The sequence below is a fragment of the Ensifer sp. M14 genome (genome assembly GCF_003355565.1).
Lineage (GTDB): Bacteria > Pseudomonadota > Alphaproteobacteria > Rhizobiales > Rhizobiaceae > Ensifer.
Genome location: NZ_QJNR01000014.1, coordinates 216,487 through 242,145 on the forward strand (window position 1 = coordinate 216,487; position 25,659 = coordinate 242,145).

The window sequence follows — 25,659 nt, forward strand, 5'->3', positions numbered from 1 at the left end:
TTCAAATCAGCGTGACAATGCATGTCGTGCGATGACGCGGCCGCGCTTTCACCCTAGATCGGAATACATGATCAGATTTGCCGCTGCATTGTTCTGGCTACTGGCGACGTGCTCCTTGGCCGTCGCGCAGGATCGGCCTTCGCTTCCGACGCTATTGGAGGCACTTGCGGCGCGTGACGACCTGACGCCGTTGAAGACGGTAATCGTCGCCCGATCCGGCTCTGTCATTGCCGAGCGCGGCTATCGCGACAACCGTCCCTCGGACAGCACCAATATCAAATCCGCCTCCAAATCGATCGTATCGGCCCTCGTCGGCATTGCGATCGACAAGGGCTTGTTGGAGGGACCGGAGCAAAAGATTGCGCCGATCCTCAAGGCAGACTTACCGGCCACGCAGGACCCGCGGCTTGACGACATCACCATCGGCCATCTGCTGTCGATGCAGGCAGGCCTTGGGCGGATGTCCGGTCCCAACTACGGCCGCTGGGTGTCAAGCCGCAACTGGGTTCGCTCTGCACTGGCACAGCCGTTCGACGATGATCCCGGCGGGCAGATGCTCTATTCGACCGCGTCCACCCATCTGCTCTCGGCCATCCTGACCAGGGTCAGCGGCAAGTCGACGCTTGCTCTCGCCCGCGAATGGCTCGGTCCGATCAAGGGCTTTCGCATCGATGCCTGGGACCGAGATCCGCAAGGCATCTATCTTGGCGGCAACCAGATGGCGATGAGCGCGCGGTCGCTGCTTGCCTTCGGCGAGGTTTATCGCAACGGCGGCAAGACTGCAGAAGGAAGACAGGTGGTCCCGGCGCAATGGATCGCGCTGTCCTGGCAACCGCGCACCAATTCGCGCTTCTCCGGCGACATCTACGGCTACGGCTGGTTCCAGCGCGAGATCGCCGGCGAGACCGTGCACTTCGCCTGGGGTTACGGCGGCCAGATGCTCTACATCGTGCCGGCGCTCGACCTGACAGTGGCGATGACGTCTGAGGAGAGCGGCCCGTCGGCGCGCACCGGATACCGTGATGCGCTTCACCTGCTGCTCGGCGATATCATCGACACGGTGAAGGCGGCGCCGCGCCTTGGCGAGTAGGGGCGTTTGCGCCGTTCGTCTGATCCGATTGCGCGGCCACAATGCGGATTGGCTTAAGCCGAACCGCGCAGCATGATCTCGGCGCTGAGCAAAATGCGTTCGTCCGCAGGGAAGGCCTGATCGGCGTTCTCGGTCTCGCCAAGCTTGAACAACAGCAGCTCGATCGCCAGCCGGCCGATCTCGTTATAGTTCTGCGCGACTGTTGTCAGCGGCGGACAGGTGTAGCGCGAGAGCGGATGGTCGTCGTGGCCGGCGACGCGCAGGTCGCTGTCGGGCTCGCGCCCGACCTTGACGCCGGACTGGAACGCCGCCGCGATCACGCCGAAGGCGACGCGGTCGTTGGCGCACAGCACCGTCTTCGTCGGAAAGCCACCTTCACCCAGAATGCGCAGCGTCTCGTCGTAGCCGAATTTTTCGAAGTCCCAAGAGGCGTTGGGGGCCGTCGGCACGATGGCGGCGTCCATCTTCAACTGCTGCATCGCTTCTTCATACGCATGCTGGCGGGCGAGCGCGTTGTTGTTGACCGGCGGCATGCCGAAGTAGCAGGGCGGTTCGCCGGACCGGCAGAGATAATCGACCATCAGCTTGAAGCTCTGCCGGTTGTCCGTGCCGACGAAGGAGGAACTGCCGTCGAGCGGAGAGTCGACATAAACAAGCGGAATGCTCTCGCCGAGTGCCGTCAGTTTCTGGTGATGGGATTGGACGCCGAGCGGAGCGATGATGGCGCCGGCGACGTTCATCGACTTGAAGGTCTCGATGGCGCGCTCTTCCATCTCCGGCTTGCCGTCGGAGGACAGGACGAAGGCGAGAAAGCCCGCCTGGTTGGCGATATGCTCGATCCGCCGCGTCAGCGCCATGTAGAACGGGTCGGTGGAATTGGGAACGATGACGCCAAGAATATTGGTTCGCCGCCGATTGAGGTTGACGGCGAAGATGTTTGGCCGGAAGCCCGATTGCTTGATCGCGGCCTCGATGGCGTCGCGGGTCTTCTTGCGAACCGAAGTCGGATCGTTGAAATATTTGGAGACTGTGGGGCGCGACAAACCGACGAACTCCGAAAAATCCTCCATCGTCTTGATTTGTCTGTCCACGGTCGAAGCGCCCCCATTCTTCTTTTGGGTTTCGTTTATAGATTTATTTCCGAGGGATAGGCAGTGTCGACTGCGAAATATTCACGGAATGAACGGCCGGCTCTATCCTTTGCAGGCCGAAAAATAATCCTCAAGAACCGCGTCGACGGCGGCGATCGCCAGCGCCTTTGCTTGCGGTGCCACGTGGCCGTCTCGCACGCGCTCGTAACTGCCTGTGAGATACTGGCTGATCAGCGTCTCGGGGATCGTCACGCCATCGAGCAGGTGGAGAAGCTCTTCGACAGCCGTGGCGACCTTCGGATGCGGCCAGTAGTACCGGATGCGGTCGCTGTAGGAGAAGTGGCGCTGAAGGCGCAGCGCTTCGGGCGAGCCGTGATAATACTTGCCCCAGTTGGCCGGCTCCTCACGCATGACCTCTTCGGTGACCTCGGCCAGCGTCTTCGACCGTGCATCGGGAAACAGGAATGCGGCGATCTGGTCGAGGCCATAGAGGGCTTCACGCAAGGCGAAGGTCAGGCCGGGGCCGACCTTGAGGATGGCGAAACCATCGGCCACCAGGGCGCGAAGCGCGTCTTGCGTCTGGTAGTCGGTGGAGTGCGCCTCGAAGACGAGGCCATCGAGCTTCGTGAGGCTTGCGCTCAAGTTGGCGGCTTTCGGTCGATCATAGGGGATGACGTTCTCGTTGCCGAATTCGACGCCCGGCTGGACGACGGCGCCGACCACCCGCGAGAAGGCTTCGCCGGCGCCGGCATGCTCGAACGCCTGGCGATGAATGCCAACAGTTTCGACGGCTGCTTCGGGTGCGGTGACTTCGAGCGTATCCAGTTCCTCCAGCGCACCGCCTGGAACCGGCACTTCGGTGCCTATGATGTAGACCGGGGCGACGCCGTCTAGTCCGCGGATCGCATCTTCGGCGGCAGCGGCCAGTCGTGCCGCGCGTGATGCCGTGATTGCATCGGGAAGGGCGACCGGCTCGCCGGCGCAGCCCATGCTGGTATCGAGATGAAGCTTGGTAAAGCCAGCCTCGGCATAGGCGCGAATCATCGCTTCGGCCTTCGCCATCGCCTCATCGGCCGGCAAGTTCTTCCACGGGTTTGGGCCGAGATGATCACCGCCGAGGATGATGGTGTCGATCGGAAAGCCGGTCTTTGCGGCGATCTCTGCGACAAAGCCGGTGAAATCGGCAGGCGTCATGCCGGTGTAACCGCCGTCCTGATTGACCTGATTGCAGGTCGCCTCGATCAACAGGTGCGTGCCTTCCTTCAGCGCCCTGAGCATTGCAGCCTCGATCACCAAAGGATGCGCCGAGCAAATCGAAGGAATGCCGCGCAGGCCCGGACGATCGCGCCACTGGGCAATGTCGATCAGATAATTCGGTTTCATAGTCTTCAATCCTTTCGCGCGCTGATGAAGGCTTCGAGTTCTGCTCTCGTCGATGCGCCTTCCATCGGGCCGGAGATCATCACGGCGCGGGCGCCGGAAGCGTTGGCGAATTCGAGCGCTTCGCGGGCGCTGGCACCGTTCAGCCAAGAGGTGACGAAGGTGGCGCCGAAGCAGTCGCCCGCGCCCGTCGGATCGATCTCTTCGACCGCAAAGCCGGGCAGGGAGAGCGTCGTTTCCGTGTCGAAGTAGCTGGCGCCCTCGGCGCCGCGCTTGACGACGACAACCTTGATGCCGGAGGCGAGGAGCTCGGCGATGGCGTCCGACTCGTTTTTCGCTTCGGTGAACAGGAAGAGTTCGGCACCGCTCGGCAGGAAGACGTCGGTCTTGGCAAGCACCGTCCTCAGTGCCTCGCGCATTCCAGGGCTTTCGAGGATTTCTGCCCGAAGGTTGGGGTCGAAGGACACAGTGCCGCCGGCGGCCTTGACGATGTCGATCGCCGCCAGAATGCTTTCGACCACGCTCGGCGCGTAGAGCGACGACCCCATGACATGCAGGTGGCTGCAGCTACGAACGAGCGCGGTCGCCTTGTCATCGAGGCGAATGGTGCCGCAGGCGCTGTCGCGGATGTTGAAGACGAAGGCGCGGCTGCCGTCATGGCGATAGCGAACGAAGGCGCTGCCGGTGGTGGCGAGTGCATCGACGGCGATGCCGGAGATATCGACGCCATCGGCCTCAAGACGTGCGATATTGACGTGACCGAAATCGTCGCCGCCGACGCGGGAAATGATCGCGCTTGCCTGGCCGAGCTTGCCGACCTGGTCGATGAAGATGGCAGGAGCACCGGAGGGGAAGGGGCCGATCAGCGGCGTCGCCTGCCGGAAGCCGTCACCCTTTTCGGTGGCGATGATCTCCACGAGGATTTCGCCGATCGTCAGTATCTTGTGCATGTGTGTTACTCTCGAAGGGATCAGCGCTTGGCCTGCTTGGCGCGCACGTCGAGCCAAACGGCGATCAGGATCACCAGGCCCTTGACGATGAGCTGGTAGAAATAGGGGACGGAAAGCATGTTCATGCCGTTGTTCATCACGCCAATGATCAAGGCGCCGATGAGCGTGCCGACCATGGTGCCGACACCGCCGGCAAGCGATGTTCCGCCGAGAACGGCCGCAGCGATGGCGTCGAGCTCATAGCTCATGCCGGCATTGGTCTGGGCGGAGAAGAGCCGGGAGGAGAGCAGCACGCCGCTGATCGCCGCCATCACGCCCGAGATCATGAAGATGATGATCTTGAGGCGATCGACCTTGATGCCCGAATAGATGGCCGCCTCGCGGTTGCCGCCGGTCAGATAGGCGCGGCGTCCGAAGCTCGTCTTGCTGAGCACGATCTGGTTGACGACGAAGAGCACGGCCACGACCCAGATGATGATCGGCAGGCCGAGGAAGCTTTCGGTACCGATGGCGGTCCAGGTCGAATTGTCGATCATCGCCGGCGCGCCGTTGGTCGGCAGGCTGACGAGGCCGCGATAGATGCCCATGGTGGCAACCGTGACGATGAACGAAGGCAGCAGGAGCTTTGCCGTCAACACGCCGTTGAGCATGCCCATCAATGCGCCGGCCACAATCGTCACGGCGAGCGCCGTGCCGAAGCCAAGGCCGAAGGCGAAACATTGCGCCCCGACCATGCCGGCGACAGCTATGATCGAGCCGACCGACAGGTCGATCTCACCAAGCAGGATCACCCAGGTCATGCCGAAGGCGGCAATCGCGATCACGGCTACCTGCTGCAGGATGTTCATGAAGTTGACGACCGACATGAAGCGAGGATTGAGGAAAGAGAAGATGACGCAGAGCATCACCAGGGAGAGGAGGATACCGCCATATTGCTTAAACGCCCTGACGAAGGCGGCCTGGGCTGCAGTTTGCTGGGTCATGATTGAAAACCTGTTGCGCGCGCCATGATCGTTTCGGGTGTGAGGTCAGTGCCGGCGAGGGTCGCGCCGACGACGCCCTCATGCATGACGACGACGCGGTCGCTCATTCCGAGCACTTCCGGCAGCTCGGAGGAGATCAGCAGGATCGCCGTCCCTTCGGCCGCCAACTGGCGGATGATCTTGTAGATTTCGAATTTCGCGCCGACGTCGACGCCGCGGGTCGGCTCGTCGAGGATGAGCACCTTCGGTCGGGTCAGGAGCCATTTCGCCAGCACGATCTTCTGCTGGTTGCCGCCGCTCAAGGAGCCGGCCGGCGTGTCGAGCGAGTGCGTCTTGATCGCGAGACGGCCGACTTCGGCGGCAGACGCCTTTCGCTCGGCGCCAGCGCGGGTGAAGCCGAAGGGGCCAGTGAAATCGGGAAGGGCGGCCATGGAGATGTTCCAGCCGACGCTGTGGCCAAGCACCAGGCCCTCTTCCTTGCGGTTTTCGGTGACGAAGCCGATGCCGCGGGCAATCGCTTCGGCCGGTGAGCGGAAGCGAACCTCCTTGCCATCGAGGCGGACGGTGCCATTGGCGTTCTTCATGCCAAAGAGCGCGTTCATCACCTCGGACCGGCCCGAGCCGACGAGGCCGAAGAAGCCGAGGATCTCGCCGGCGCCGACCGTGAAGGAAATATCGGCGAATTCCTCGTCGCGCGTCAGGCGCTCGACTGCGAGCACCGGTGCGCCCGGCGTCGAGCGATCATGGATCGGCGGAGGATAGATCTCCTCCATCCGGCGCCCGACCATCAGTGCAATCAGCGCCTCGATGGTGACGTCGTTGCGATCGTGAGTGGAGACATATTCGCCATCGCGGATGACGGTGATGTCGTCGCTCAGCCGCATGATCTCTTCCATGCGGTGGGAAATGTAGATGACGGCGACGCCGCGGTTCTTCAGCCGGCCGATGATATCGAACAGGATCTCGGCTTCGCTGTCGCTGAGCGACGAGGTCGGTTCGTCGAGAATGACGACCTTGGCATCGTGGCTCAGGCCCTTGGCAATCTCGACCAATTGCCGCTGGGCGATCGACAGATTGCCGACCTTCTCGGTGACATCGATCGGCAAGCCGAGCTCGGCGACGATCGCCTTGGCTCTGGCAACAAGCGCCTTGTCGTTGATGAAGCCGAACTTGCGCGGCTCGCGGGTCGCGAGAATGTTTTCTGCAACCGTCAGGTTATTGCAGAGGCTCAGCTCCTGAAAGACGATCGCGAGCCCGAGCGCTGACGCCTGCTGCGGGTTGGCGGGTCGATAGGGCTGATCGTCGAGCGTAATCTCGCCTGATGTCGCGCTGTGGACGCCGGCAAGGATTTTCATCAGTGTCGATTTTCCAGCGCCGTTTTCACCCAGCAGCGTGTGCACGCGGCCGCGGCGGACATCGAGCCGCATGCTCTTCAGCGCGGCAACCTGCCCGAAGGATTTCGTGACATTGCTGATCTTGAGAACGGTGTCCGTGGTCGAACCATGCATGGCGGCCTCCTTGGATCGCGCCGAGAAGCGTCTCCTGCGTCACGGCCCAGAGCATCTCAAGAGACATGCATGGGCGCTGTAACGCTCTGACATGCCTGCATTTTCCATGCGGCAGGCCGAGACGTTCGTCGTATGGGTGCCGCCGCCCCTGGGGCGGCGGCTGTCCTGGGAGGACTTACTTCGCGGTGTAGACGCCCGGCACGATCGGCTGTTCGGCCGGAACCTGTTCGCCGGCTGCAACCTTGACGGCGGTGTCGACGGCCTGCTTGCCCATCTGGTCCGGGAACTGCTGGATCACGCCGACCATGACAGGGTTGCTGTCGACGGCGTCGCGGGCTTCCTTCATACCGTCGAAGCCGATGACCTTGACCTGGGCTTCGAGGCCCGCCGCCTTGACGGCGACGGCTGCGGCGAGTGCCGCGTCATCGCCGAAGCCGAAGATGCCGGTGATGTCGGGGTTGGCCTGGAGCATGTTCTGCGCGGCGGCAAGGGCTTCGGCGCGGGTGATGCCGGTCTGGATGGCGACGATTTCCATGTCAGGATGCTTGGCGATCGCTTCCTTGAAGCCGTTGACGCGGTTTACCACCGACTGGACCGTCGGGTAGTCGATCACGGCGACCTTGCCCTTGTTGTCGAGGACCTTGGCCATCAGCTCGCCGGCCTTGACGCCGCCGGTGAAATTGTCGGTGCCGATATGCGAGGTGACGGTCGCGCCATTTGCCGGCACGTCGACGGTAATCACCTTGATGCCAGCCTTCTCTGCCTTTTCGATCGCGGCGCGCACGCCCTGGCTATCGACCGGCGAGATGACGATGACGTCGACGCCCTTGACGATGAAGTCCTCGACGTCGGCGAGCTGCTTGTTGAGATCCTGGTTGGCGATCGCAACTTCGAGCGCGACGTTCTTCTCCTTGGCCTCGGCTTTCATCGCGTCGGCAAGCTCGATGTAGAAAGGATGCTGCTGGGTGAGCAGCGAGGCGCCGATGCCTTCGGCCGATGCGGCCGTTGCAATCAGGGTCAGTGCAGTGCCGGCGACAAGCGATTTCAGAATGCGGGGCATGTTCATGAGTTTCCTCCCTGGAAACGACGTGGGCCTTTGGTCTTGGCTGCCAAGCAGGAGGGCCCTCCCGTCACCGTCTTGGCGATGGTGCAAAAACCACAAAACTTTGCGCACGTCAAATTGTAAAAATACGCGATGTAATTAATAACAAGGTAGCGCGAAAAATTATTCCGCCTCTCGTCTGGGTGGTCGTCGGCGTTTACGACGGATCCGGCATGTCGTCGCCGCTCAATCTCTTGTCAACATGGTCGCGCGTCACACGCGGCTGCCTTGCCTTTTGCCGTCTTCGCTCCAGTTCCTCTTCTGGGACGGAATCAGGTGCGATCATGGTCAAAGAGCGCAAGGCGATGTTGGTCCGTGTCAGTGGAAGGGTGCAGGGCGTCAGCTTCCGTATCTGGACCCGCCGAGAAGCCGAACGCCTGGGCGTGACCGGATGGGTGCGCAACGAGCGTGACGGATCGGTGGCGGCGATGATTGTCGGCACGGACAGGGCGCTTTCAAACATGGTCGAGCGGTTGTGGATGGGGCCAGCGGCCGCCTCCGTCGTCAGCGTCGAGACCGAACCGGTCGCCGTGCCCGACCCGGTTCAGGGCTTCCAGATCACCGGGTAGCGGGCGGGCAATGTCGCAGCACAACCTTTGCGGACCGGAGCTTTGCGCTCGCCCGCTCTGGCACCAGTGGTGCCGGCTGAGGAAGGTGGTGAAGCCGGAGAATACAGTATGTAACGCCGGGAAGCGGATGTGCTTTCCCGGCGTTTCTGCTTCGGGCTGACCTATCCCTTGACGGTCAGCACCGGTCTGATGCGGGCGACAGGGGCGACCAGTCCGGTCGCCACCATCGGATCGACGACCTGGTCGATCGGCCGGTAGGCGGCCGGGGCTTCCTCCTTCAGCCGGCCCTGAAGCTCGGCGAGGATATCGGGCCGGCCGCGGATCGCCGCGCTCGCGGTGTCGACCGGGCCGACGACGCGCAGGCCGGCGAGCGTCGTTTTCGCTCCGCGTGCCTCCTGGCGCGAGAGCCGTCGACCGGCGCCATGGGCCGACGATTCCAAGCCTTCCGTGGCGCCCAATCCACGCAACAACCAGGTGCCATCGCCCATCGAACCCGGCAGGATCACCGGTTCGCCCGACCATTCGTAGGGCGAACCCCTGATCCTGCCGGGGCCGCGCGCAGGGCAAGCACCCTTGCGATGGCGAACGGTATTGCCGGTCTGCCACACGGTGTTGTGCGGCGCGTCGTAGACCAGCCGGTGTGCGACCGGCCGGCCGATCGTTCGCGCGAGCGCTTCCACCGCCGCCAGGCCGATCAGGAAGCGATTGACGAAGGCGGCATTCGCGGCATTGGCATGGCCGTTCATGTATCGCCGGTAATGGCTGGCGTGACGGGCCTCGGAGACGATCCGGTCGTCAACCGCCACCGCACCGTTTTGACGTGCCCGCTCACGCACCGCCGTCCCGATCCGCTGGCCGAAGTCGAGCGACCCGGAATGCACGACGATCACCACGCTCTGCGGTTTCAGTCCGGCGATGCGGGCAAAACCGCCGTCGACGATGCGCTCGACCACGCCGAACTCGACGAAGTGATTGCCGCCGCCGATGGTGCCGAGAATAGCATCATGCCGGTGCCGGTCATCGGGTGCCGCATAGTCGGTGAAATCAGGATCGATGGCATCAGAGCGGAAGCAACCATCGTCGGATGTGGACGCGACATCCGCCCAGGCGGATGCCAGGTCGAGCCGCGCAAGCAGGCCCTGCCGCTTGCCGGCCAGGCTCTCGAGCAGGCCCGGCACGCCGTCCCTGAGGGCGGCATGGCGATCCCTGCCGGTCAGCGCGATGTCGCGCCCTCCCTGGAAGAACACATGCCGCAGCTGCCCCTCCAGATCAGGCACAAGTTCGTCCTCCCGGATGCCGTCGAGCACAATCATGCGCATGCCGCAGCCGATATCGTTGCCGATCAGGTGCGGAATGACGGCATTCTCGATGTCGGCGACAAGTCCGACCGGAACCGGTTTTCCCGGGTGGAAGTCCGGGGTCGTGATGATGCGTCCGGCGACGGCACCATGGATCGCCAGCGCTTCCGGGGATGGAAGGGCGGAAGTGAGATCGCCGAGTGCGCGCGCGCGTTGGTGCTCAGGTTCGTCGATCGCGACGACGGACCTGATCGCATGCCCGGAAACGATATCGTTCCGGACGATAGGGTTATATTGGTTGGACATTGCTAGATTCTCCGTTGCCTTGGGTTCAGCAGCCGCGGCAATACGGATTGGCGCGCCCTTTACTCGAAGGCGGGCCGGCAGTCAATGGTGCGGCCGGCAGTGAGCCGGCAGCACGTTCAACCCGCTGCAGGCTTTCAGCCTCCGACCACTTCGGTCCACGGGAAAATGCAGCGATGATGTAAGGCGCGTTCGGGCTCAGAAATCCCAATCCTCGTCCTCGGTCGCGACCGCCTTGCCGATGACATAGGACGAGCCGGAGCCGGAGAAGAAGTCGTGGTTCTCGTCGGCGTTCGGCGACAAGGCCGACAGGATCGCCGGATTGACCTTGCAGGCATCCGCCGGGAACAGCGCTTCATAGCCGAGGTTCATCAGCGCCTTGTTGGCGTTGTAGTGCAGGAACTTTTTCACGTCCTCGGTGAGCCCGACGCTGTCGTAAAGCGATTCCGTATATTTCGCCTCATTGTCGTAGAGTTCGAGCAGCAGGTCGAAGGCGAAATCCTTGATCTCCTGCCGGCGCTCCTCGCTCAACCGCTCCAGCCCCTTCTGGAACTTGTAGCCGATGTAGTAGCCGTGCACCGCTTCGTCGCGGATGATGAGGCGGATCATGTCGGCGGTATTGGTGAGCTTGGCGCGGCTCGACCAGTACATTGGCAGATAGAAGCCGGAGTAGAACAGGAAGCTCTCGAGGAAGACGCTGGCGATCTTGCGTTTCAGCGGGTCCGAGCTGCGATAGTGCTCGAGAATGAGCGCCGACTTCTTCTGGAGGTGTTCGTTCTCCTCAGACCAGCGATAGGCATCGTCGACATCAGGCGTCGAGCAGAGCGTCGAAAAGATCGAGGAATAGGAGCGGGCATGCACCGCTTCCATGAAGGAGATGTTGGAATAGACAGCTTCCTCATGCGGCGTGATCGAATCCGCCATCAGTGTCGGCGCACCGATGCTCGTCTGGATCGTATCGAGCAGGGTCAGGCCGGTGAACACCCGGATCGTCAGCTGCTGCTCCTCCGGCCGAAGTGCTGACCAGGAGGGAATGTCGTTGGAGAGCGGCACCTTTTCCGGCAGCCAGAAATTGCCGGTGAGCCGGTTCCAGACCTCGAGGTCCTTGTCGTCCTCGATACGGTTCCAGTTGATGGCGCGCACGGCCTGCGAACCCTTGGGTGTCTTGGTCTTCACTTGGATGTTCATCGTGTTCCCCGGGGTATCACAGTGCGCAGGAGACGCAGCCCTGCACTTCCGTGCCGGACAGCGCCATCTGACGAAGGCGGATGTAGTAAATCGTCTTGATGCCCTTCTTCCAGGCATGGATCTGCGCGCGGTTGATGTCGCGGGTCGTGGCCGTATCCTTGAAGAACAGCGTCAATGACAGGCCCTGGTCGACATGCTGCGTCGCTGCCGCGTAGGTGTCGATGATCTTCTCCGGCCCGATCTCGTAGGCGTCCTGATAGTAGTCGAGATTGTCGTTGGTCATGAAGGCGGCCGGGTAATAGACGCGGCCGATCTTGCCTTCCTTGCGGATCTCGATCTTCGAGACGATCGGGTGGATCGAGGAAGTCGAGTGGTTGATGTAGGAGATCGACCCGGTCGGCGGCACGGCCTGCAGGTTCTGGTTATAAAGGCCCGAGGTCATCACGGCCTTCTTGAGTTCCAGCCAGTCTTCCTGCGTCGGGATATCGATCCCTGCGGTTTCGAACAGTTCGCGCACGCGCTCCGTCGCCGGCTTCCATTCCTGCTCGGTGTATTTGTCAAAATAGTCGCCGGAGGCGTATTTCGAGTTCTCGAAGCCCTTGAAGCTCGTTCCGCGTTCGACGGCGATCCGGTTCGAGGCGCGGATGGCGTGGTAGGTCACGGTGTAGAAGTAGATGTTGGTGAAATCGATGCCTTCGTCCGAGCCGTAATAGACCCGTTCGCGGGCGAGATAGCCGTGCAGGTTCATCTGGCCAAGGCCGATCGCGTGGCTGTCGTCGTTGCCTTTTTCGACGGAGGGAACCGAAGAGATGTGGCTCATGTCCGACACCGCCGTCAGCGCCCGGATCGATGTTTCGATCGTCTTGCCGAAATCGGTGCTGTCCATCGCCGCGGCGATATTCAGCGAGCCGAGGTTGCAGGAAATGTCCTTGCCCATGTGCTTGTAGGACAGGTCGTCGTTATATTCGCTGGCTTCGCTGACCTGCAGGATTTCCGAGCAAAGGTTGCTCATGGTGATGCGGCCGGCGATCGGGTTGGCGCGGTTCACCGTGTCTTCGAACATGATGTAGGGATAACCCGACTCGAACTGGATTTCGGCCAGCACCTGGAAGAACTCGCGCGCCTTGATCTTCTTTTTGCGGATCCGGCTGTCGGCGACCATTTCCCGGTATTTTTCCGTGACCGAGATATCGGTGAAGGCAACGCCGTAGACGCGCTCCACGTCATAGGGCGAGAAAAGGTACATGTCCTCGTTGTTCTTGGCGAGCTCGAAGGTGATGTCTGGAACGACGACGCCGAGCGACAGAGTCTTGATGCGGATCTTCTCGTCGGCGTTCTCGCGCTTGGTATCGAGGAAACGCATGATGTCGGGGTGGTGGGCGTTGAGGTAGACCGCGCCTGCGCCCTGGCGCGCGCCGAGCTGGTTGGCGTAGGAGAACGAATCCTCCAGGAGCTTCATCACGGGAATGATGCCCGATGACTGGTTTTCGATCTGCTTGATAGGCGCGCCGGCTTCGCGGATGTTGGTGAGCGACAGGGCTACGCCGCCGCCACGTTTCGACAGCTGCAGCGCCGAGTTGATGCCGCGCGCGATGCTCTCCATATTGTCCTCGACCCTCAGCAGAAAGCAGGAGACGAGTTCGCCGCGCTGCTTCTTGCCGGCGTTGAGGAAGGTCGGCGTTGCCGGCTGGAAGCGGCCGGAGATGATCTCGTCGACCATGTCGCGCGCCAGCGCCTCGTCGCCGCGCGAAAGCGTCAGCGCCACCATGCACACCCGGTCCTCGTAGCGCTCCAGGTAGCGCTTCCCGTCGAAGGTCTTCAGCGTGTAGCTGGTGTAATATTTGAAAGCGCCAAGGAAGGTCGGGAAACGGAACTTCTTGTCATAGGCGTGATCGAACAGGTCGCGCACAAAATTGAACGAATACTGGTCGAGAACCTCCTGCTCGTAGTAGCCTTCGACCACGAGGTAATCGAGCTTCTCGCGCAGGTTATGGAAGAACACGGTGTTCTGGTTGACGTGCTGCAGGAAGTACTGCTTGGCGGCCAGCCGGTCCTTGTCGAGCTGTATCCGGCCGTCCTCGTCATAGAGGTTCAGCATCGCGTTCAGCGCGTGGTAATCGAGCGCCGCTTCCGTCGCCTTCAAGGGGCGTTCGAGTGTTGAGACGTCCAAAATCGTTCCATCCCGTTTTTGACATTGGCGACGTCCTCGTCGGTTCCCAGGAGCTCGAACCGGTAGAGATAGGGCACCTGGCACTTGGCGGAGATCACGTCGCCGGCGATCCCGTAGGTCGCGCCGAAATTGCTGTTGCCCGCGGCAATCACGCCGCGGATGTGGGAGCGGTTGTCCGCATCGTTCAAGAAACGGATCACCTGTTTGGGCACGGCGCCCCGGCCGTCGTCGCCGCAATAGGTCGGCACGACGAGCACATAGGGTTCCTTGATCTCAAGCGGCCCGTCGGCTGCGCTGACGGGGATGCGGATGGCGCGCAGGCCGAGCTTACCGACGAAGCGATGGGTGTTTTCCGAGCGGGTGGAAAAATAGACGATCAGGCCCATCGCCCGGCACCTTGGCTTTAGGACAGCGCGCTGATCTTGTCGGGGCGGAAGCCCGCCCAATGTTCAGGACCGGCAACGACGACGGGAAGCTGCAAGTAGCCGAGGCCCTTGACCGTCTGGAGCGCGTCCTCGTCGATCGAGATGTCGATCACCTCATAGTTGACGCCCTTGCGGTCGAGTGCGCGGTAGGTGGCGGTGCATTGGACGCAGGCGGGCTTGCTGTAGACGGTGACGTTCATTTCTTCCTCGTTGGGTCGGCTGGATCTGGGCATGAAAAGGCATGCGGGCGCGCGAACGCGCTCCGGCGAAAGGGCAGGGCTGGCAGGATGACGGCTTGCTCTGATCGAAACGACCGAGCGCACGTCTTCGTCAGGTGCGCGGGTTCCCGCGCCTCTTCATTGGCGAGTGATAGGAATTCGATGACGCGGACATGACTTCACCCCGAAGTTGAAGACGGCGCTTCCGGGGATACGTCGAGACAATCAGGCAGGGTTCATCCCGCCTCAATTACACTCTGACCCCTCCGGACACCCCGCCCGTGGACGTTTATTGATCGAGGCAGGTCTCCTGGCTCACGGGTCGGTGCTTCTGTCCGGACCTTCCCGAAGCATCATGCTTCAGTGGCCGAATGCTGGACAGTCGCTCGCCGTTTACAGTTGCGGGGGCAGCCACGGCTTAGCCAAGCAAAATCGCTAAAGCGCACCGTATTCCCATCTTCGCTCCCAATCCTTGCGAATCGGAAGAACCTCGAACACTAGATATAGTATATGGGTGTGAAATCTCGTCAATAGGTCTGGTGCTGCCGCGGTCGCTGGGAGCCGACAATATTTTTCCGGGTGTGGATAACGGGGAGTAAACGCGCGCTTCCGGCAATGCCTGTGGATGAGGGGCCGTCGCGACGGCTCCCTCGGTTGAAATCGTCAGGCTGCGAAAGCGGGAACCGGACGATTGTCCCGGTCGACAGCCACCATGATGAACGCGCCACGGGCAGTCAGCGTCCGTTTCCCGCCCATCAGGTCTTCGGACCACAATTCGACCTCGACCGTCGTCGAGCTTCGCCCTGTTTTCACGATCCGGGCGACAAGCTCGATGATCGAGCCAACGGTGATGCGGTGCTTGAAATCGATGCGCTGGCAGGAGGCGAGAACCGTCGTCTTGCGGCTTGCCCGCGTGGCCGCGACAAAGGCCGCCTTGGTCATCTGCGCCAGCGCGTCGCCGCCGAACATGGCCCCGAAGCTGTTGGCTTGGTCGGGAAAGACGATATCGACCATGCGCACGGCGTCGTCCTTTGTCGGACCGATCGTGGCGCTGTCGAGAGAGGGCAACGACCATTCGGCGTCCTTGCCTTCGGGCATTGCCACCATGGTGAACTGGCCGCGGGTGCAAAGATCGCGGGTACCGGCAATCAGATCCTCGGCGACCATGTCGACTTCGACCACCATCGAGCGCCGCCCGACCCGGACCCGGCGACCGCTGAAGCTGATGACGTGGCCGATACGAGCAGGGGCGCGGAAGTCGACGCGATCGCAGGACGCGGTGACGAAGGGAACGCGGCCGTGACGCGTGGCGACGATGAAGGCGATCCGGTCCATCAGCGCCAGACCGGCTCCGCCAAAGAGCGTGCCATGGTGATTGGCATCGCCGGGAAAAACGATGTCGATCAGGGTGGCAGGCGCCGGGGTTTCCCCCGGCGCCATTTCGACATTGCTATCGTCCGTCATACGTTCACGGCCTCTCGCCGGCCGGCAGCAAAGGATTGCCGCAGCGCCTGTGCCGCCTGCACCATGTTGACGAGGGCCGGGCGCACTTCCTCCCAGCGCCTCGTTTTCAGGCCGCAATCCGGATTGACCCAAATCTGCGCCGGTGTCAGCCCGTCCGTCGCCCTCTCGATCAGATGGACCATCTCATCGACCGTCGGCACGCGCGGCGAGTGGATGTCGTAAACGCCGGGGCCGATCTCGTTCGGATAGGCCTGATCGGTAAAGGCGCTGAGCAGTTCCATCTTCGAGCGCGAGGTCTCGATGGAGATGACATCGGCATCCATCGCAGCGATCGCCGCCATGATGTCGTTGAACTCCGAGTAGCACATGTGGGTGTGGATCTGGGTTTCGTCGCCGACACCGGAGGCGCTGATGCGGAAGCACTCGACCGCCCAGTCGAGATAGGCCTTTCGATCGGCCTGTCTCAGTGGCAGCCCCTCGCGCAGCGCCGGTTCGTCGATCTGGATCACGGCGATGCCGGCCGTTTCCAGATCGGTGACTTCATCGCGCAGCGCCAGCGCGATCTGCCGGCACACGATCGACCGGGGCAGGTCGTCGCGCACGAACGACCATTGCAGCATCGTCACCGGGCCGGTCAGCATGCCCTTCATCGGCCTTGACGTCAGCGACTGCGCATAGGTTGCCCAGTCAACCGTCATCGGGTTCGGCCGCGAGACATCGCCGAAAATGATCGGCGGGCGCACGTAGCGCGAGCCGTAGCTCTGGACCCAGCCGCTCTGGGTGAAGGCGTAGCCGGAAAGCTGTTCGCCGAAATACTGCACCATGTCGTTGCGCTCGAACTCGCCGTGCACCAGCACCTCGATGCCGATCTCCTCCTGCCAGCGCACGGCCTTCTCCGTCTCCTGGCGCAGATAGGCGAGGTAGTCGACATAGCTGAGCTCGCCCTTGGCATGCAGCGACCGTGCCTGACGCACTTCTGATGTCTGCGGGAAGGAGCCGATGGTCGTTGTCGGGAAGAGCGGCAGGGCCAGCCTGTCTTCCTGCAGGTGCCGGCGGGTCGCAAAGCCCGATTTGCGGCGACTGTCGGCTGCCGTCAGGGTCTTCAGGCGTCCGGCAACCAGCGGGTCGTGCACCTTGAGCGAGGTCAGCCGCGCCGCGGCGGCTGCGGTCGATTTTGCAAAGACCTGCTCGGGATTGGCAAGGCCGGGCTCGAAGGCGCGGGCAAGCAGGCTGAGTTCGTCCAGTTTCTGCAGGGCGAAGGCAAGCCAGGAGAAAAGCTCGGGATCGAGCCCCCGTTCGAGATGGAGGTCGATTGGCACATGCAGCAGCGAGCAGGAGGGGGCAAGCTCGATGCGGTCGCGGCCATGCGCCTCGATCAGCGGCTGCAGCCGGCGGAAGAGCCCGGCAAGGTCTGTCCGCCAGACGTTGCGGCCATCGACGACCCCAAGCGACAGCACGAGCTGCGCCGGTGCCGTCTGAAGCAGCACTTCCAATTGTTGCGGCGCCCGCACGAGATCGAGATGCAGCCCGGCAACCGGCAGCGAAAGCGCTGTCGGCAGGTTGTCGCCGATCGCGCCGAAATAGGTCGCAAGCATGATCTTCAGCTGCGGGGTTTCCGCAGCAAACGTCCTGTAGGTGAGCGCCAGCGCCCGGCGTTCCCGCTCGTCGAGATCGAGCACCAGGCAGGGCTCGTCTATCTGCACCCATTCGACACCGGCGATCGCAAGCTCGGTCAAGAGCTTCACATAAACAGGCAACAGCCGCTCGATCAGCTCGATCGTGTCGAACCCGCCGGCAAGTGCCTTGCCGAACTTCAGGAACGTGACGGGACCGAGGAGAACAGGACGGGTAACATGCCCAAGCGCCTTGGCCTCGAGGAAGGCGTCAAGCGGCGCATTGCGCGTCAACTCGAAGCGCTGGTCCTCCGCGAATTCTGGAACCATGTAGTGGTAGTTGGTGTCGAACCACTTGGTCATCTCCAGCGCCTGATTGCCGCCGTCAGGTCCGCCATGGGCGCAGCCGGAAGCGCAGGTCGCGGTTGTTGAGCCGCGCGCCATGGCGAAATAGGTGTCGAGATCGACCGGGCCGCCTTTCCAGCCATAGGCCGGCGGCACCGCGCCGACGAGCACGGATGTGTCGAGAACCTGGTCGTAGAGCGAGAAGTCGTTGGACGGAATGATCTGGATTCCCCGCGCATTTTGCGCGGCCCAGTTTTCTGCCCGAAGCCTGGCGGCGACGGCGAGCAGGTCCTGTCTTTCGATCTTGCCGGCCCAATAGCGCTCCAGCGCGAACTTCAGTTCACGGTGGCTGCCGATACGTGGAAAGCCGAGATTGGCTGTCTTGATGGTCATTTCCTTACCCCGAAGGTTGTGGGCAAGGCTGGAACGCGACGCATCCACGACCGAGGCAGGCTCGCTCGTCAAGGCGGCACATCGGACACCCCGCCCGTGGACGTTATCGATCGCGGCAGGTCTCCTGGCTTGCGGGTCAACACGAACCGTCCCGTCTTCCCGAGGCGTCTCCTCAGTGACATCATTGGACGGCCGCTCGCCGCTTACAGTTGCGGGGGCAGCTCCGGCATGAGCGCCTTGCGGCGCCGCACCGAATTCCCTCTTAGCTCCGGCCCGCCGTGAGACGAGCCGCAGAACCACGATGCTTTGACAATGCCCTGCAAAGACAGGCAGGTCAATCGCATAAAGAAATGTTTATGTCTTTATTCTCGTTCCTCGGCGGGCAGAGGGGTCTTGTAGCGACGGTCCGCGGTACAGCGTCATGAGACGTTGTCTGCACGGACGCGATTGAATTCTCCGTTACCTGCAGCGACGGGGCGTCTCCAGGATTGGGATCCGCGACCCGCTGCCATGGGACGGCGATGTCGCCGGCGCGTGCCCGGATTCCGTCATTGTCTCGCGTCAGGCCGATGTCCCTCAACTGGAATTCGCTGAATGTATCGACCGTTGTCGTGGTGTCGGCGGCTCTCCTGGCCAAGGTCCAGACATGGCGGATGATCGATCGCAGTGCGCTCGGCATTGCTAACCCCTTCATTTTTGCGGTGATGTGTTCGCGAGAAAATTGAGGATTTTCAGGGTTTCGCGCAAAGCGGTTTCTCGCATGCTGGCATAAAGAATGCTTATCTCAGCGTATGAGCAAGATTCCCCCCATGAGCGCGGTGCGCGCCTTCGAGGCAGCCGCCCGGCACCTGAGCTTCACCCGCGCGGCGCAGGAGCTTGGAATGACGCAAGCGGCCGTCAGCTATCAGATCCGGCTGCTCGAGGACCGTACTGGAACGGCGCTCTTTGTTCGTCTGCCGCGGGAAGTGCGGTTGACCGCCGCCGGCCGTCAGCTCGCGCCGAAGGTAACGGAGGCCATCGATCTCCTGGGCACGGCCTTTTCCGAGATTGCCGACAAGACCGAGCATCACCTGCACATCTCCGTGCTTCCGACGGTCGTCTCAAGCTGGCTCGGCTCGCGGCTCGCCTCGTTCCAGGCGGCGCATCCCAACATCAGCATTCGCGTGCACATGTCGACCGAGCTGATCGACTTCAAGCGCGACGCGATCGATCTGGTGGTACGCAGCGGCAACGGCGACTGGCCGGGCCACGATGTGTTTCCGCTTTTCCCGATCGAATACCTGCCGGTCTGCACGCCGACGTTTCTTGAAAAGCATCAGCTCAAGCATCCCGCCGACGTTCTGAAGGTAAGGCGGTTCGGCAACGCCAGCTGGTGGCGGCGCTGGATGGTCGAAACCGGCGTGGAGCCGCCGGCCAGCAACGGCACCGAGCTGATCTTCGACGTCCAGGCAATGGACGTGGCGACGACATTGCTCGACCACGGCATTGCCATGGCCGTCTCGACCTTTCTGATCGAGGAGCTTCGCAGCGGAAAACTCATCCGTCCGTTCAATCACGTGGTCAGGGACGGTCGCGCCTATTGGCTGGTTTATCCGCAGAGCCACCGGCGGCAGAAGAAGATCCAGGCGTTCCGCGAGTGGATCATCGCCGAAGCCGCTGCGTCGAACGCACAGTTGGCGATGGCGATGGGCGAGTGAGGCCGACAGGCGGTGGCAATATACAGGTCGCCATGAATTATTATTCATGGCATGAATTATATTGACAGAAGCCCTGGTCGTCGTTTTAATCGTGACAGTCGGAAGTCGAGGAGGAGTTCCGGCAAACTCACACATCAGCGGTCATTTCTGACGGCACGATTGGTTTTTGGGAGGGGCTTCGGCCTCGAGGAGGACGCTTGCGCACTTTTTTGAGCACGACCGCACTGGCGGTCATTGCAACGACGTTTCTGGCTGGCGCCGCCAGCGCGGAGACGGCTAACCCGTTTCGCTGCGCACCCGGCGAAAAATATGTCATGAACGTCATGGTTTCGGGCGTCGAATACTGGTTCCCGGTCTATGAAATGTTCAAGCAGGCCGGTCAGCAGTTCGGCTGCGAGACCGAATATACCGGCACCCCGGAATATGACGTCAACAAGCAGATCGCCACGTTCGATCAGGCGCTGGCGCAGAACCCGGCCGGCATTCTCGTTCATCCGATGAACTCGGATCCGTTCATCGAGCCGATCAACCGCGCCATCGATCAGGGCACGGCGGTCGTCACGTTTGCGGCAGACTCGCCGCTCTCCAAGCGCATCTCGTTCATCACTTCGGACAACAACCGCGAAGGCGTTTATGCTGCCGATGCGATCGCCGAGAAGATGGGTGGCAAGGGCGAATATGCCGTTCTGGAAAACCCCGGCCAGGACAACCATGACAAGCGCATCACGGCCTTTGTCGGCCGCATGGCTGAAAAGTGGCCCGACATGAAACTCGTCGGCCGCGCCGCGTCCAACCAGGATCCGAACAAGGCCTATCAGGGCCTGATGAGCCTGATCCAGGCCAACCCGAACCTCGGCGCTGTGTTCATGCCGGAAGCGAACTCCGCGATCGGTGCCGCACAGGCGAGCAAGGAAAGCGGCGGCAAGGTTCTCGTCATGTGCGCCGACGTCAACGCCAACATCCTCGATATGATCAAGGCCGGCGAAGTCTTCGGCTCGATCAACCCGAACCAGGGCATGCAGGGCTATATGGGCTTCATGCTGCTGTGGCTCGCCAAGCACCCGGAACTCATCGATCCGATGAATGACGCCAAGCGTTCCGGCTTCAACCCGATGAGCATTCCGTTCGTCGACAATGGTCTCTCCATCGTCACCGCCGCCAATGCGGACGACTTCTACTGGGACAAGTACCTGAAGCGCCGCGGCACCAAGGGCATTGACGAGTAAGGGACTTTTGACATGGCTATCCGGATACCCGGATAGCCCGTCGAACGCATAAGAGTGGAGAAGGCGATGACATCGCAGCCGGTCCTTCAGGTCCGCAACGTCACCAAGCACTTCGGGGCTGTGAAGGCGCTGACCAATGTGGATTTCAACCTGGAAAAGGGCGAGATCCATGCGCTTTGCGGCGAGAACGGCGCCGGAAAATCCACGCTCATGAACATCATCGCCGGCGTGCTGCAGCCGAACGAGGGTGAAATCCTCGTCGACGGCACGCCGACGAGGATCGCCTCGCCGGCTGCAGCCCAGTCGCTCGGCATCGGCCTCGTCCACCAGGAGATCGCGCTCTGCCCGGATGCAACGGTGGCGGAAAACATGTTCATGGCCGCGACCAACCGGCGGCGCTCGCCGCTGATGAACTATGCGTCGCTTGCCCGCGATGCGCAGGCCGTGATGAACCGGCTGGCGCCGATCGACGTGCGCCGCAAGGTCGCCGACCTTTCTATTTCCAGCCAGCAGCTGGTCGAGATCGCCAAGGCGCTGACGCTCGATTGCCGGGTGCTGATCCTCGACGAGCCGACGGCGGCGCTGACGGAGGCGGAGGCGCAGGCGCTTTTCGGCATCATCCGCGACCTGAAGGCCGCGGGCATTTCCATCATCTATATCAGCCACCGCATGGCCGAGATCTTCAGCCTGTGCGACCGCGTCACCGTCTTTCGCGACGGCCGCCATGTCTCGACCGAGCGTGTCGCCGATGTAACTCCGGACGATGTCGTGCGACGCATGGTCGGCCGCGAGATCACGCAACTCTACCCGCCGAAGCAGACACCCCGCGAACAGTCCGACGACGTCATCCTGTCGGTTCGCGGTCTTGGCGACGGCGAGCGCATTGACGATGTCGGGTTTGAACTGCGCAAAGGCGAAATCCTCGGGATCGGCGGTCTGATCGGCTCCGGCCGCACCGAGATCGCGGAAGCCATCTGCGGCCTGCGCCGGAAAGTGCGCGGCGACGTGCTGCTGCACGGCAAGAAACAGACGATCGGCAACTACAGAAACGCCGTCGATGCCGGCATCGTCTACCTCTCGGAGGATCGCAAGGGCTCCGGCGTGTTCGTCGACATGTCGATCGCCCAGAACATTTCGGTGCTGGATCTGAAGACGCTGACCGGGCCGCTCGGCTTGATGAATGCGAAGGCGGAAGCGGACCTCGCCCGTGATTTCACCCGGCGGCTCGGCGTGCGCATGGGCGGCATCGCCATGCCGGTGTCGTCGCTCTCGGGCGGCAACCAGCAGAAGGTGGCGATCGCCAAGCAGCTTGCGGTGCGGCCCAAAGTCATTCTCATGGACGAGCCGACACGCGGCATCGACGTCGGTGCGAAATCAGAAATCCATCGGCTGCTGCGCGATCTCGCGCGCTCGGGCATCGGCATCGTCGTCATCTCGTCGGAACTGCCCGAGCTTCTGGGCTTGTGCGACCGGGTTCTGGTCGTTCGCGAAGGCGGCATTGCCGGCGAACTCGGCGAGGCCGAGATGACGGAAGAGGCGGTGATCCGGCTTGCATCCGGGGTCGGGCCGCACAGCGACCAACAAAAAAGCAGGGCGGCCGAGCATGTTGCCTGAGACAAGCAGAGTGAATGGGGAGGCGGAAATGGCAGTCGATACGGTGGTTGCAACGCAGGTGCGGGTTCCGGCCTGGCGGCGGATCGGCACGATGCGCGAGGCAGGGCTGATCGCCATCATTCTCGCGCTTGGCATCATCATGAGCTTCGCCTCACCACACTTCCTCACCTTCGGCAACATGCGCGCGATGCTCATGAGCTTCTCGGTCGAAGGCATCGTCGTCGTCGGCATGACGATCCTCCTGATCGTCGGCGGCATCGACCTTGCTGTCGGATCGGTCGTCTGCTTTGCCATGGTACTGGCGGGATCGCTGTTCCTTGCCGGCGTCGATCCCTGGACGGCCTCGCTCTTCGGGATCCTGGCAAGCAGCCTCATCGGCGCCATCATGGGCTTCTTCGTCACCGTGGTCGGGCTCAACCATTTCATCACGTCGCTTGCGGCAATGGTGATCGTGCGCGGCCTTTGCCTCGTCATTACCAAGGGCACGCCGCTGTCGCTGTTCACCCTGCCGCCATCGTTCAAGGCCGTCGGTCAGGGCACCTTCAATGGCATCCCATATGTCATCCTGATCTTTGTCGCGGTCGTCGTCCTGTTCGACTTTCTGCTCCGCCGGGCGACCGCCTTTCGCAAGGTGTTCTACACCGGCAGCAACGAGAAGGCGGCGCTCTATTCCGGCATCAAGACCAAGCAGGTGAAGTTCTGGGTGACGGTGCTCTGCTCCACGCTCGCCGGTGTCGCCGGTGTCATCTACATGTCGCGCTTCGGTGCCGCCACGCCCACCTTCGGCGTCGGCATGGAGCTCAACATCATTGCAGCGGCCGTGATCGGCGGGGCCTCGCTCAACGGCGGATCGGGTACGATCCTCGGCGCCATTCTCGGCATGGCCCTCTTGTCGGTCGTCACCAGTTCGCTGATCCTGCTCGACGTCTCCGTCTATTGGCAGGATATGATCAAGGGCTGCATTCTGCTCGCCGCCGTTTCGATCGATCATTTCCTGCATAAGCGGAAGGCCGTCTGACCATGCCGATTGCCAATTCCAATCAGAACATCATCTCCAGCGCTCGCGAGGAGCTCGTCGTCGCCCGGCAGATGCACCAGGCTCTGGTGTTACACTTCCTGGAAGGTCTGACCCAGTCGCAGATTGCCGAGCGGCTCGGCATTTCCCAGCCGACTGTCAACCGTCTGATCAAGCGCGGACGCCAGCTCGGCCTCGTCGAAATCAAGATCAAGTCGCCGATCGAGCCGCTCGTCGACATGGAAGAGCAATTGCTGGCGCTCGGCGGCATCAGCCGTGCCGTCGTGGTCCCGACCGTCTCGGATAACCAGCAGACGGCGCTGCAGGCGGTGGGCGAGGCCGCGGCCCGGCTGTTAATGGAGGAGATCGCCGACGGCGACACCATCTGCATTACCGGCGGCAAGGGCGTCAGTGCCGTCGTTGCAGGCCTGCATCCGTCACGGCGCCTCGATGTCGAGGTGATCCCGGCGACCGGCTGCGTGCAGGGCAAGCACTATACCGATGTCAACCACGTCTCGACGCTGATGGCCGACAGGCTCGGCGGCAGATCCTATCAGATCCACGCGCCGCTCTTTGCCGACAGTGCGGCCGAGCGCGCCATGCTGATCAATATGCGCTCGGTGGCGGACGTCTTCAAACGCGCCCGGGAAGCGAAGGTCGCGATCGTCGGCATCGGCTCGATCCTCTCCGACGATTCCAGCTACTACGACCTGCACCCGTCTTCGAGCACGGATCGTGATGCGATCAAGCGCTCCGGTGCAAGCTGCGAGCTGCTCGCGCACCTGCTCGACGATCAGGGCCGGGTCTGCGACTACAGCCTCAACCGTTCGCTGGTTTCGCTCACCCTCGACGAGTTCGCGTCGATCCCGACCAAGATCGGGGTGGCGAGCGGACCGAACAAGGCCGGCCCCATCCTCAGCGTCCTGCGCGGCAGGCATCTCGATACACTCGTGACCGACGAGGCGACCGGCGAGCGCATCCTTGCCATGGCAAGCGAAAAGGGACTTTCGGCATGAGCAATGAACAGTTGACGCGCGAGATCGGCCGCTCCGGTGTCAAGGCATCCGCCGTCGGTCTCGGCACCTGGGCGATCGGTGGCTGGATGTGGGGCGGGACGGATGAGGGCTCTTCGATCGCCGCCATCCAGGCCTCGCTCGATGCCGGCGTAACCCTCATCGATACGGCACCAGCCTACGGCCTTGGCCGCTCCGAGGAAATCGTCGGCAAGGCGCTCGCCGGCCGTCGCGACAAGGCGGTGATCGCAACCAAATGCGGCCTTGTCTGGCACACGACGAAGGGGCGGCATTTCTTCGACCAGGACGATAAGCCCGTTCATCGCTATCTCGGCCGTGACGCCATTGTTCACGAGGTGGAAGAGAGCCTGAAACGGCTCGGGACCGATTACATCGATCTCTACATCACCCATTGGCAAGATCCGACGACCCCGATCGAGGAGACGGTTCGGGCGCTCGAGGATCTGAAGAATGCCGGCAAGATCCGCGCGATCGGTGCCAGCAACGTCGACCGGACCGAACTTGAGGCGTACATCGCCACCGGTCGCCTCGATGCGATCCAGGAGCGCTTCAGCATGATCGATCGCGAGATCGAGGCGGAATTGCTACCGCTGACGACGAAGAACGGCGTCGCGACACTCAGCTATTCTTCGCTTGCTTTGGGCCTGCTCTCCGGCACGGTCGGCCCTGACCGCGTGTTCTCAGGCGACGATCAGCGTCGCGACAATCCGCGCTTCTCGGTCGGAAACCGCGAGAAGGCAACGGCTTTTGCCGAGGCCATTCGTCCGGTTGCCGAAAAGCACGGAGCCAGCATCGCCCAGACCGTTATCGCCTGGACGCTCGCCCAGCCCGGCGTGACGTTTGCACTCTGCGGTGCACGCAACCCGGCGCAGGCGCTCGACAACGCCCGGGCAGGTACACTCCGGCTCGACGCCCCGGATCTCGCGGCGATCGACGACGCGATAGCGGCGAAGCTCGCCCACATGGATAGGTAACGGACCGCC

21 protein-coding genes and 2 riboswitches are annotated in these 25,659 nt (G+C 62.4%); of the genes, 8 read left to right on the forward strand and 13 right to left on the reverse strand.

Annotated elements, in window-relative coordinates; all coding sequences use genetic code 11:
• Positions 1 to 67: 67 nt before the first annotated feature.
• Entirely contained in the window at positions 68 to 1,090 is a 1,023-nt protein-coding gene (locus BLJAPNOD_RS29645; protein WP_077501213.1) for a serine hydrolase, read from the forward strand.
• A gap of 53 nt (positions 1,091 to 1,143) precedes the next feature.
• On the opposite strand, the gene BLJAPNOD_RS29650 is transcribed toward BLJAPNOD_RS29645, so the two are convergent.
• The 6 genes from BLJAPNOD_RS29650 to BLJAPNOD_RS29675 form a co-directional block, all read right to left on the reverse strand.
• The gene (locus BLJAPNOD_RS29650; RefSeq protein WP_077501215.1) at positions 1,144 to 2,160 is read right to left on the reverse strand and encodes a LacI family DNA-binding transcriptional regulator; all 1,017 of its coding nucleotides are present in this window, start codon (positions 2,158 to 2,160) and stop codon (positions 1,144 to 1,146) included.
• Positions 2,161 to 2,283: 123 nt separating this feature from the next.
• Positions 2,284 to 3,564 (reverse strand): D-tagatose-bisphosphate aldolase, class II, non-catalytic subunit, encoded by a 1,281-nt coding sequence (locus tag BLJAPNOD_RS29655; RefSeq protein ID WP_115422427.1) that lies wholly within the window; start codon positions 3,562 to 3,564, stop codon positions 2,284 to 2,286.
• Between the two features lie 5 nt (positions 3,565 to 3,569).
• A complete protein-coding gene (locus BLJAPNOD_RS29660) occupies positions 3,570 to 4,511 on the reverse strand; it encodes a sugar kinase (protein ID WP_115422428.1) in 942 nt (313 codons plus the stop codon).
• Between the two features lie 20 nt (positions 4,512 to 4,531).
• A complete protein-coding gene (locus tag BLJAPNOD_RS29665; protein ID WP_077501219.1) occupies positions 4,532 to 5,494 on the reverse strand; it encodes an ABC transporter permease in 963 nt (320 codons plus the stop codon).
• The gene (locus BLJAPNOD_RS29670) at positions 5,491 to 7,002 is read right to left on the reverse strand and encodes a sugar ABC transporter ATP-binding protein (protein ID WP_115422429.1); all 1,512 of its coding nucleotides are present in this window, start codon (positions 7,000 to 7,002) and stop codon (positions 5,491 to 5,493) included. The genes BLJAPNOD_RS29665 and BLJAPNOD_RS29670 overlap by 4 nt, the downstream gene beginning before the upstream one ends.
• Before the next feature lie 175 nt (positions 7,003 to 7,177).
• On the reverse strand, positions 7,178 to 8,068 hold the full coding sequence (locus tag BLJAPNOD_RS29675; protein WP_077501221.1) for a substrate-binding domain-containing protein: 891 nt from the start codon (positions 8,066 to 8,068) through the stop codon (positions 7,178 to 7,180).
• 320 nt (positions 8,069 to 8,388) lie between these two features.
• On the opposite strand from BLJAPNOD_RS29675, the gene BLJAPNOD_RS29680 reads away from it, so the two are divergent.
• Positions 8,389 to 8,673 (forward strand): acylphosphatase, encoded by a 285-nt coding sequence (locus tag BLJAPNOD_RS29680; protein ID WP_077501392.1) that lies wholly within the window; start codon positions 8,389 to 8,391, stop codon positions 8,671 to 8,673.
• 161 nt (positions 8,674 to 8,834) lie between these two features.
• Here BLJAPNOD_RS29680 and BLJAPNOD_RS29685 read toward each other — a convergent pair whose 3' ends face one another.
• From BLJAPNOD_RS29685 to metE, 7 genes are all read right to left on the reverse strand, one after another.
• Positions 8,835 to 10,277, reverse strand: a complete 1,443-nt coding sequence (locus tag BLJAPNOD_RS29685) for an RtcB family protein (RefSeq protein WP_115422430.1) — start codon at positions 10,275 to 10,277, stop codon at positions 8,835 to 8,837.
• Between the two features lie 195 nt (positions 10,278 to 10,472).
• Positions 10,473 to 11,462: a class 1b ribonucleoside-diphosphate reductase subunit beta gene (gene nrdF, locus BLJAPNOD_RS29690; RefSeq protein WP_115422431.1), complete on the reverse strand. Its 990-nt coding sequence runs from the start codon at positions 11,460 to 11,462 to the stop codon at positions 10,473 to 10,475.
• A gap of 16 nt (positions 11,463 to 11,478) precedes the next feature.
• Positions 11,479 to 13,632, reverse strand: coding sequence for a class 1b ribonucleoside-diphosphate reductase subunit alpha (gene nrdE / locus BLJAPNOD_RS29695; RefSeq protein WP_077501224.1), 2,154 nt, complete (start codon positions 13,630 to 13,632; stop codon positions 11,479 to 11,481).
• Positions 13,602 to 14,018, reverse strand: coding sequence for a class Ib ribonucleoside-diphosphate reductase assembly flavoprotein NrdI (nrdI, locus tag BLJAPNOD_RS29700; RefSeq protein WP_077501225.1), 417 nt, complete (start codon positions 14,016 to 14,018; stop codon positions 13,602 to 13,604). Before nrdI ends, nrdE begins: the two co-directional genes overlap by 31 nt.
• Positions 14,019 to 14,035: 17 nt before the next feature.
• Positions 14,036 to 14,257 carry a glutaredoxin-like protein NrdH gene (gene nrdH / locus BLJAPNOD_RS29705; protein WP_115422432.1) on the reverse strand — a complete coding sequence of 74 codons (222 nt, stop codon included), beginning with the start codon at positions 14,255 to 14,257 and terminating at the stop codon, positions 14,036 to 14,038.
• Positions 14,258 to 14,557: 300 nt separating this feature from the next.
• Positions 14,558 to 14,783, reverse strand: a riboswitch (cobalamin riboswitch).
• Between the two features lie 155 nt (positions 14,784 to 14,938).
• The gene (locus BLJAPNOD_RS29710; protein ID WP_115422433.1) at positions 14,939 to 15,739 is read right to left on the reverse strand and encodes an acyl-CoA thioesterase; all 801 of its coding nucleotides are present in this window, start codon (positions 15,737 to 15,739) and stop codon (positions 14,939 to 14,941) included.
• Complete coding sequence (gene metE / locus BLJAPNOD_RS29715; protein ID WP_115422732.1) at positions 15,736 to 18,090, reverse strand: 5-methyltetrahydropteroyltriglutamate--homocysteine S-methyltransferase; 2,355 nt, start codon at positions 18,088 to 18,090, stop codon at positions 15,736 to 15,738. The genes BLJAPNOD_RS29710 and metE overlap by 4 nt, the downstream gene beginning before the upstream one ends.
• A 96-nt stretch (positions 18,091 to 18,186) precedes the next feature.
• Positions 18,187 to 18,406: riboswitch (cobalamin riboswitch) on the reverse strand.
• A gap of 493 nt (positions 18,407 to 18,899) precedes the next feature.
• Here metE and BLJAPNOD_RS29725 point away from each other — a divergent pair.
• The 6 genes from BLJAPNOD_RS29725 (at position 18,900) to BLJAPNOD_RS29750 (ending at position 25,650) form a co-directional block, all read left to right on the forward strand.
• Entirely contained in the window at positions 18,900 to 19,787 is an 888-nt protein-coding gene (locus tag BLJAPNOD_RS29725; RefSeq protein ID WP_158556192.1) for a LysR substrate-binding domain-containing protein, read from the forward strand.
• Positions 19,788 to 19,984: 197 nt separating this feature from the next.
• The gene (locus BLJAPNOD_RS29730) at positions 19,985 to 21,013 is read left to right on the forward strand and encodes a substrate-binding domain-containing protein (protein WP_077501234.1); all 1,029 of its coding nucleotides are present in this window, start codon (positions 19,985 to 19,987) and stop codon (positions 21,011 to 21,013) included.
• Positions 21,014 to 21,079: 66 nt separating this feature from the next.
• Complete coding sequence (locus tag BLJAPNOD_RS29735; RefSeq protein WP_115422435.1) at positions 21,080 to 22,627, forward strand: sugar ABC transporter ATP-binding protein; 1,548 nt, start codon at positions 21,080 to 21,082, stop codon at positions 22,625 to 22,627.
• 28 nt (positions 22,628 to 22,655) lie between these two features.
• Complete coding sequence (locus BLJAPNOD_RS29740) at positions 22,656 to 23,645, forward strand: ABC transporter permease (protein WP_115422436.1); 990 nt, start codon at positions 22,656 to 22,658, stop codon at positions 23,643 to 23,645.
• A gap of 2 nt (positions 23,646 to 23,647) precedes the next feature.
• Positions 23,648 to 24,658: a sugar-binding transcriptional regulator gene (locus BLJAPNOD_RS29745; RefSeq protein ID WP_077501240.1), complete on the forward strand. Its 1,011-nt coding sequence runs from the start codon at positions 23,648 to 23,650 to the stop codon at positions 24,656 to 24,658.
• Positions 24,655 to 25,650, forward strand: a complete 996-nt coding sequence (locus BLJAPNOD_RS29750) for an aldo/keto reductase (protein WP_115422437.1) — start codon at positions 24,655 to 24,657, stop codon at positions 25,648 to 25,650. The genes BLJAPNOD_RS29745 and BLJAPNOD_RS29750 overlap by 4 nt, the downstream gene beginning before the upstream one ends.
• The last annotated feature ends 9 nt before the right edge of the window (positions 25,651 to 25,659 follow it).

Excerpts from the sequence above, each read along its gene's own strand:
- BLJAPNOD_RS29740 (WP_115422436.1), top strand. The coding sequence starts at position 22,656 with ATGGCAGTCGATACGGTGGTTGCAACGCAGGTGCGGGTTCCGGCCTGG.
- BLJAPNOD_RS29745 (WP_077501240.1), top strand. The coding sequence starts at position 23,648 with ATGCCGATTGCCAATTCCAATCAGAACATCATCTCCAGCGCTCGCGAG.
- BLJAPNOD_RS29670 (WP_115422429.1), bottom strand. The coding sequence starts at position 7,002 with ATGCATGGTTCGACCACGGACACCGTTCTCAAGATCAGCAATGTCACG.
- BLJAPNOD_RS29710 (WP_115422433.1), bottom strand. The coding sequence starts at position 15,739 with ATGACGGACGATAGCAATGTCGAAATGGCGCCGGGGGAAACCCCGGCG.
- BLJAPNOD_RS29655 (WP_115422427.1), bottom strand. The coding sequence starts at position 3,564 with ATGAAACCGAATTATCTGATCGACATTGCCCAGTGGCGCGATCGTCCG.
- BLJAPNOD_RS29685 (WP_115422430.1), bottom strand. The coding sequence starts at position 10,277 with ATGTCCAACCAATATAACCCTATCGTCCGGAACGATATCGTTTCCGGG.
- BLJAPNOD_RS29660 (WP_115422428.1), bottom strand. The coding sequence starts at position 4,511 with ATGCACAAGATACTGACGATCGGCGAAATCCTCGTGGAGATCATCGCC.
- BLJAPNOD_RS29665 (WP_077501219.1), bottom strand. The coding sequence starts at position 5,494 with ATGACCCAGCAAACTGCAGCCCAGGCCGCCTTCGTCAGGGCGTTTAAG.
- BLJAPNOD_RS29680 (WP_077501392.1), top strand. The coding sequence starts at position 8,389 with ATGGTCAAAGAGCGCAAGGCGATGTTGGTCCGTGTCAGTGGAAGGGTG.
- BLJAPNOD_RS29650 (WP_077501215.1), bottom strand. The coding sequence starts at position 2,160 with ATGGAGGATTTTTCGGAGTTCGTCGGTTTGTCGCGCCCCACAGTCTCC.
- BLJAPNOD_RS29645 (WP_077501213.1), top strand. The coding sequence starts at position 68 with ATGATCAGATTTGCCGCTGCATTGTTCTGGCTACTGGCGACGTGCTCC.
- metE (WP_115422732.1), bottom strand. The coding sequence starts at position 18,090 with ATGACCATCAAGACAGCCAATCTCGGCTTTCCACGTATCGGCAGCCAC.
- BLJAPNOD_RS29750 (WP_115422437.1), top strand. The coding sequence starts at position 24,655 with ATGAGCAATGAACAGTTGACGCGCGAGATCGGCCGCTCCGGTGTCAAG.
- nrdF (WP_115422431.1), bottom strand. The coding sequence starts at position 11,462 with ATGAACATCCAAGTGAAGACCAAGACACCCAAGGGTTCGCAGGCCGTG.
- BLJAPNOD_RS29725 (WP_158556192.1), top strand. The coding sequence starts at position 18,900 with ATGAGCGCGGTGCGCGCCTTCGAGGCAGCCGCCCGGCACCTGAGCTTC.
- BLJAPNOD_RS29675 (WP_077501221.1), bottom strand. The coding sequence starts at position 8,068 with ATGAACATGCCCCGCATTCTGAAATCGCTTGTCGCCGGCACTGCACTG.
- BLJAPNOD_RS29735 (WP_115422435.1), top strand. The coding sequence starts at position 21,080 with ATGACATCGCAGCCGGTCCTTCAGGTCCGCAACGTCACCAAGCACTTC.
- nrdH (WP_115422432.1), bottom strand. The coding sequence starts at position 14,257 with ATGAACGTCACCGTCTACAGCAAGCCCGCCTGCGTCCAATGCACCGCC.
- nrdI (WP_077501225.1), bottom strand. The coding sequence starts at position 14,018 with ATGGGCCTGATCGTCTATTTTTCCACCCGCTCGGAAAACACCCATCGC.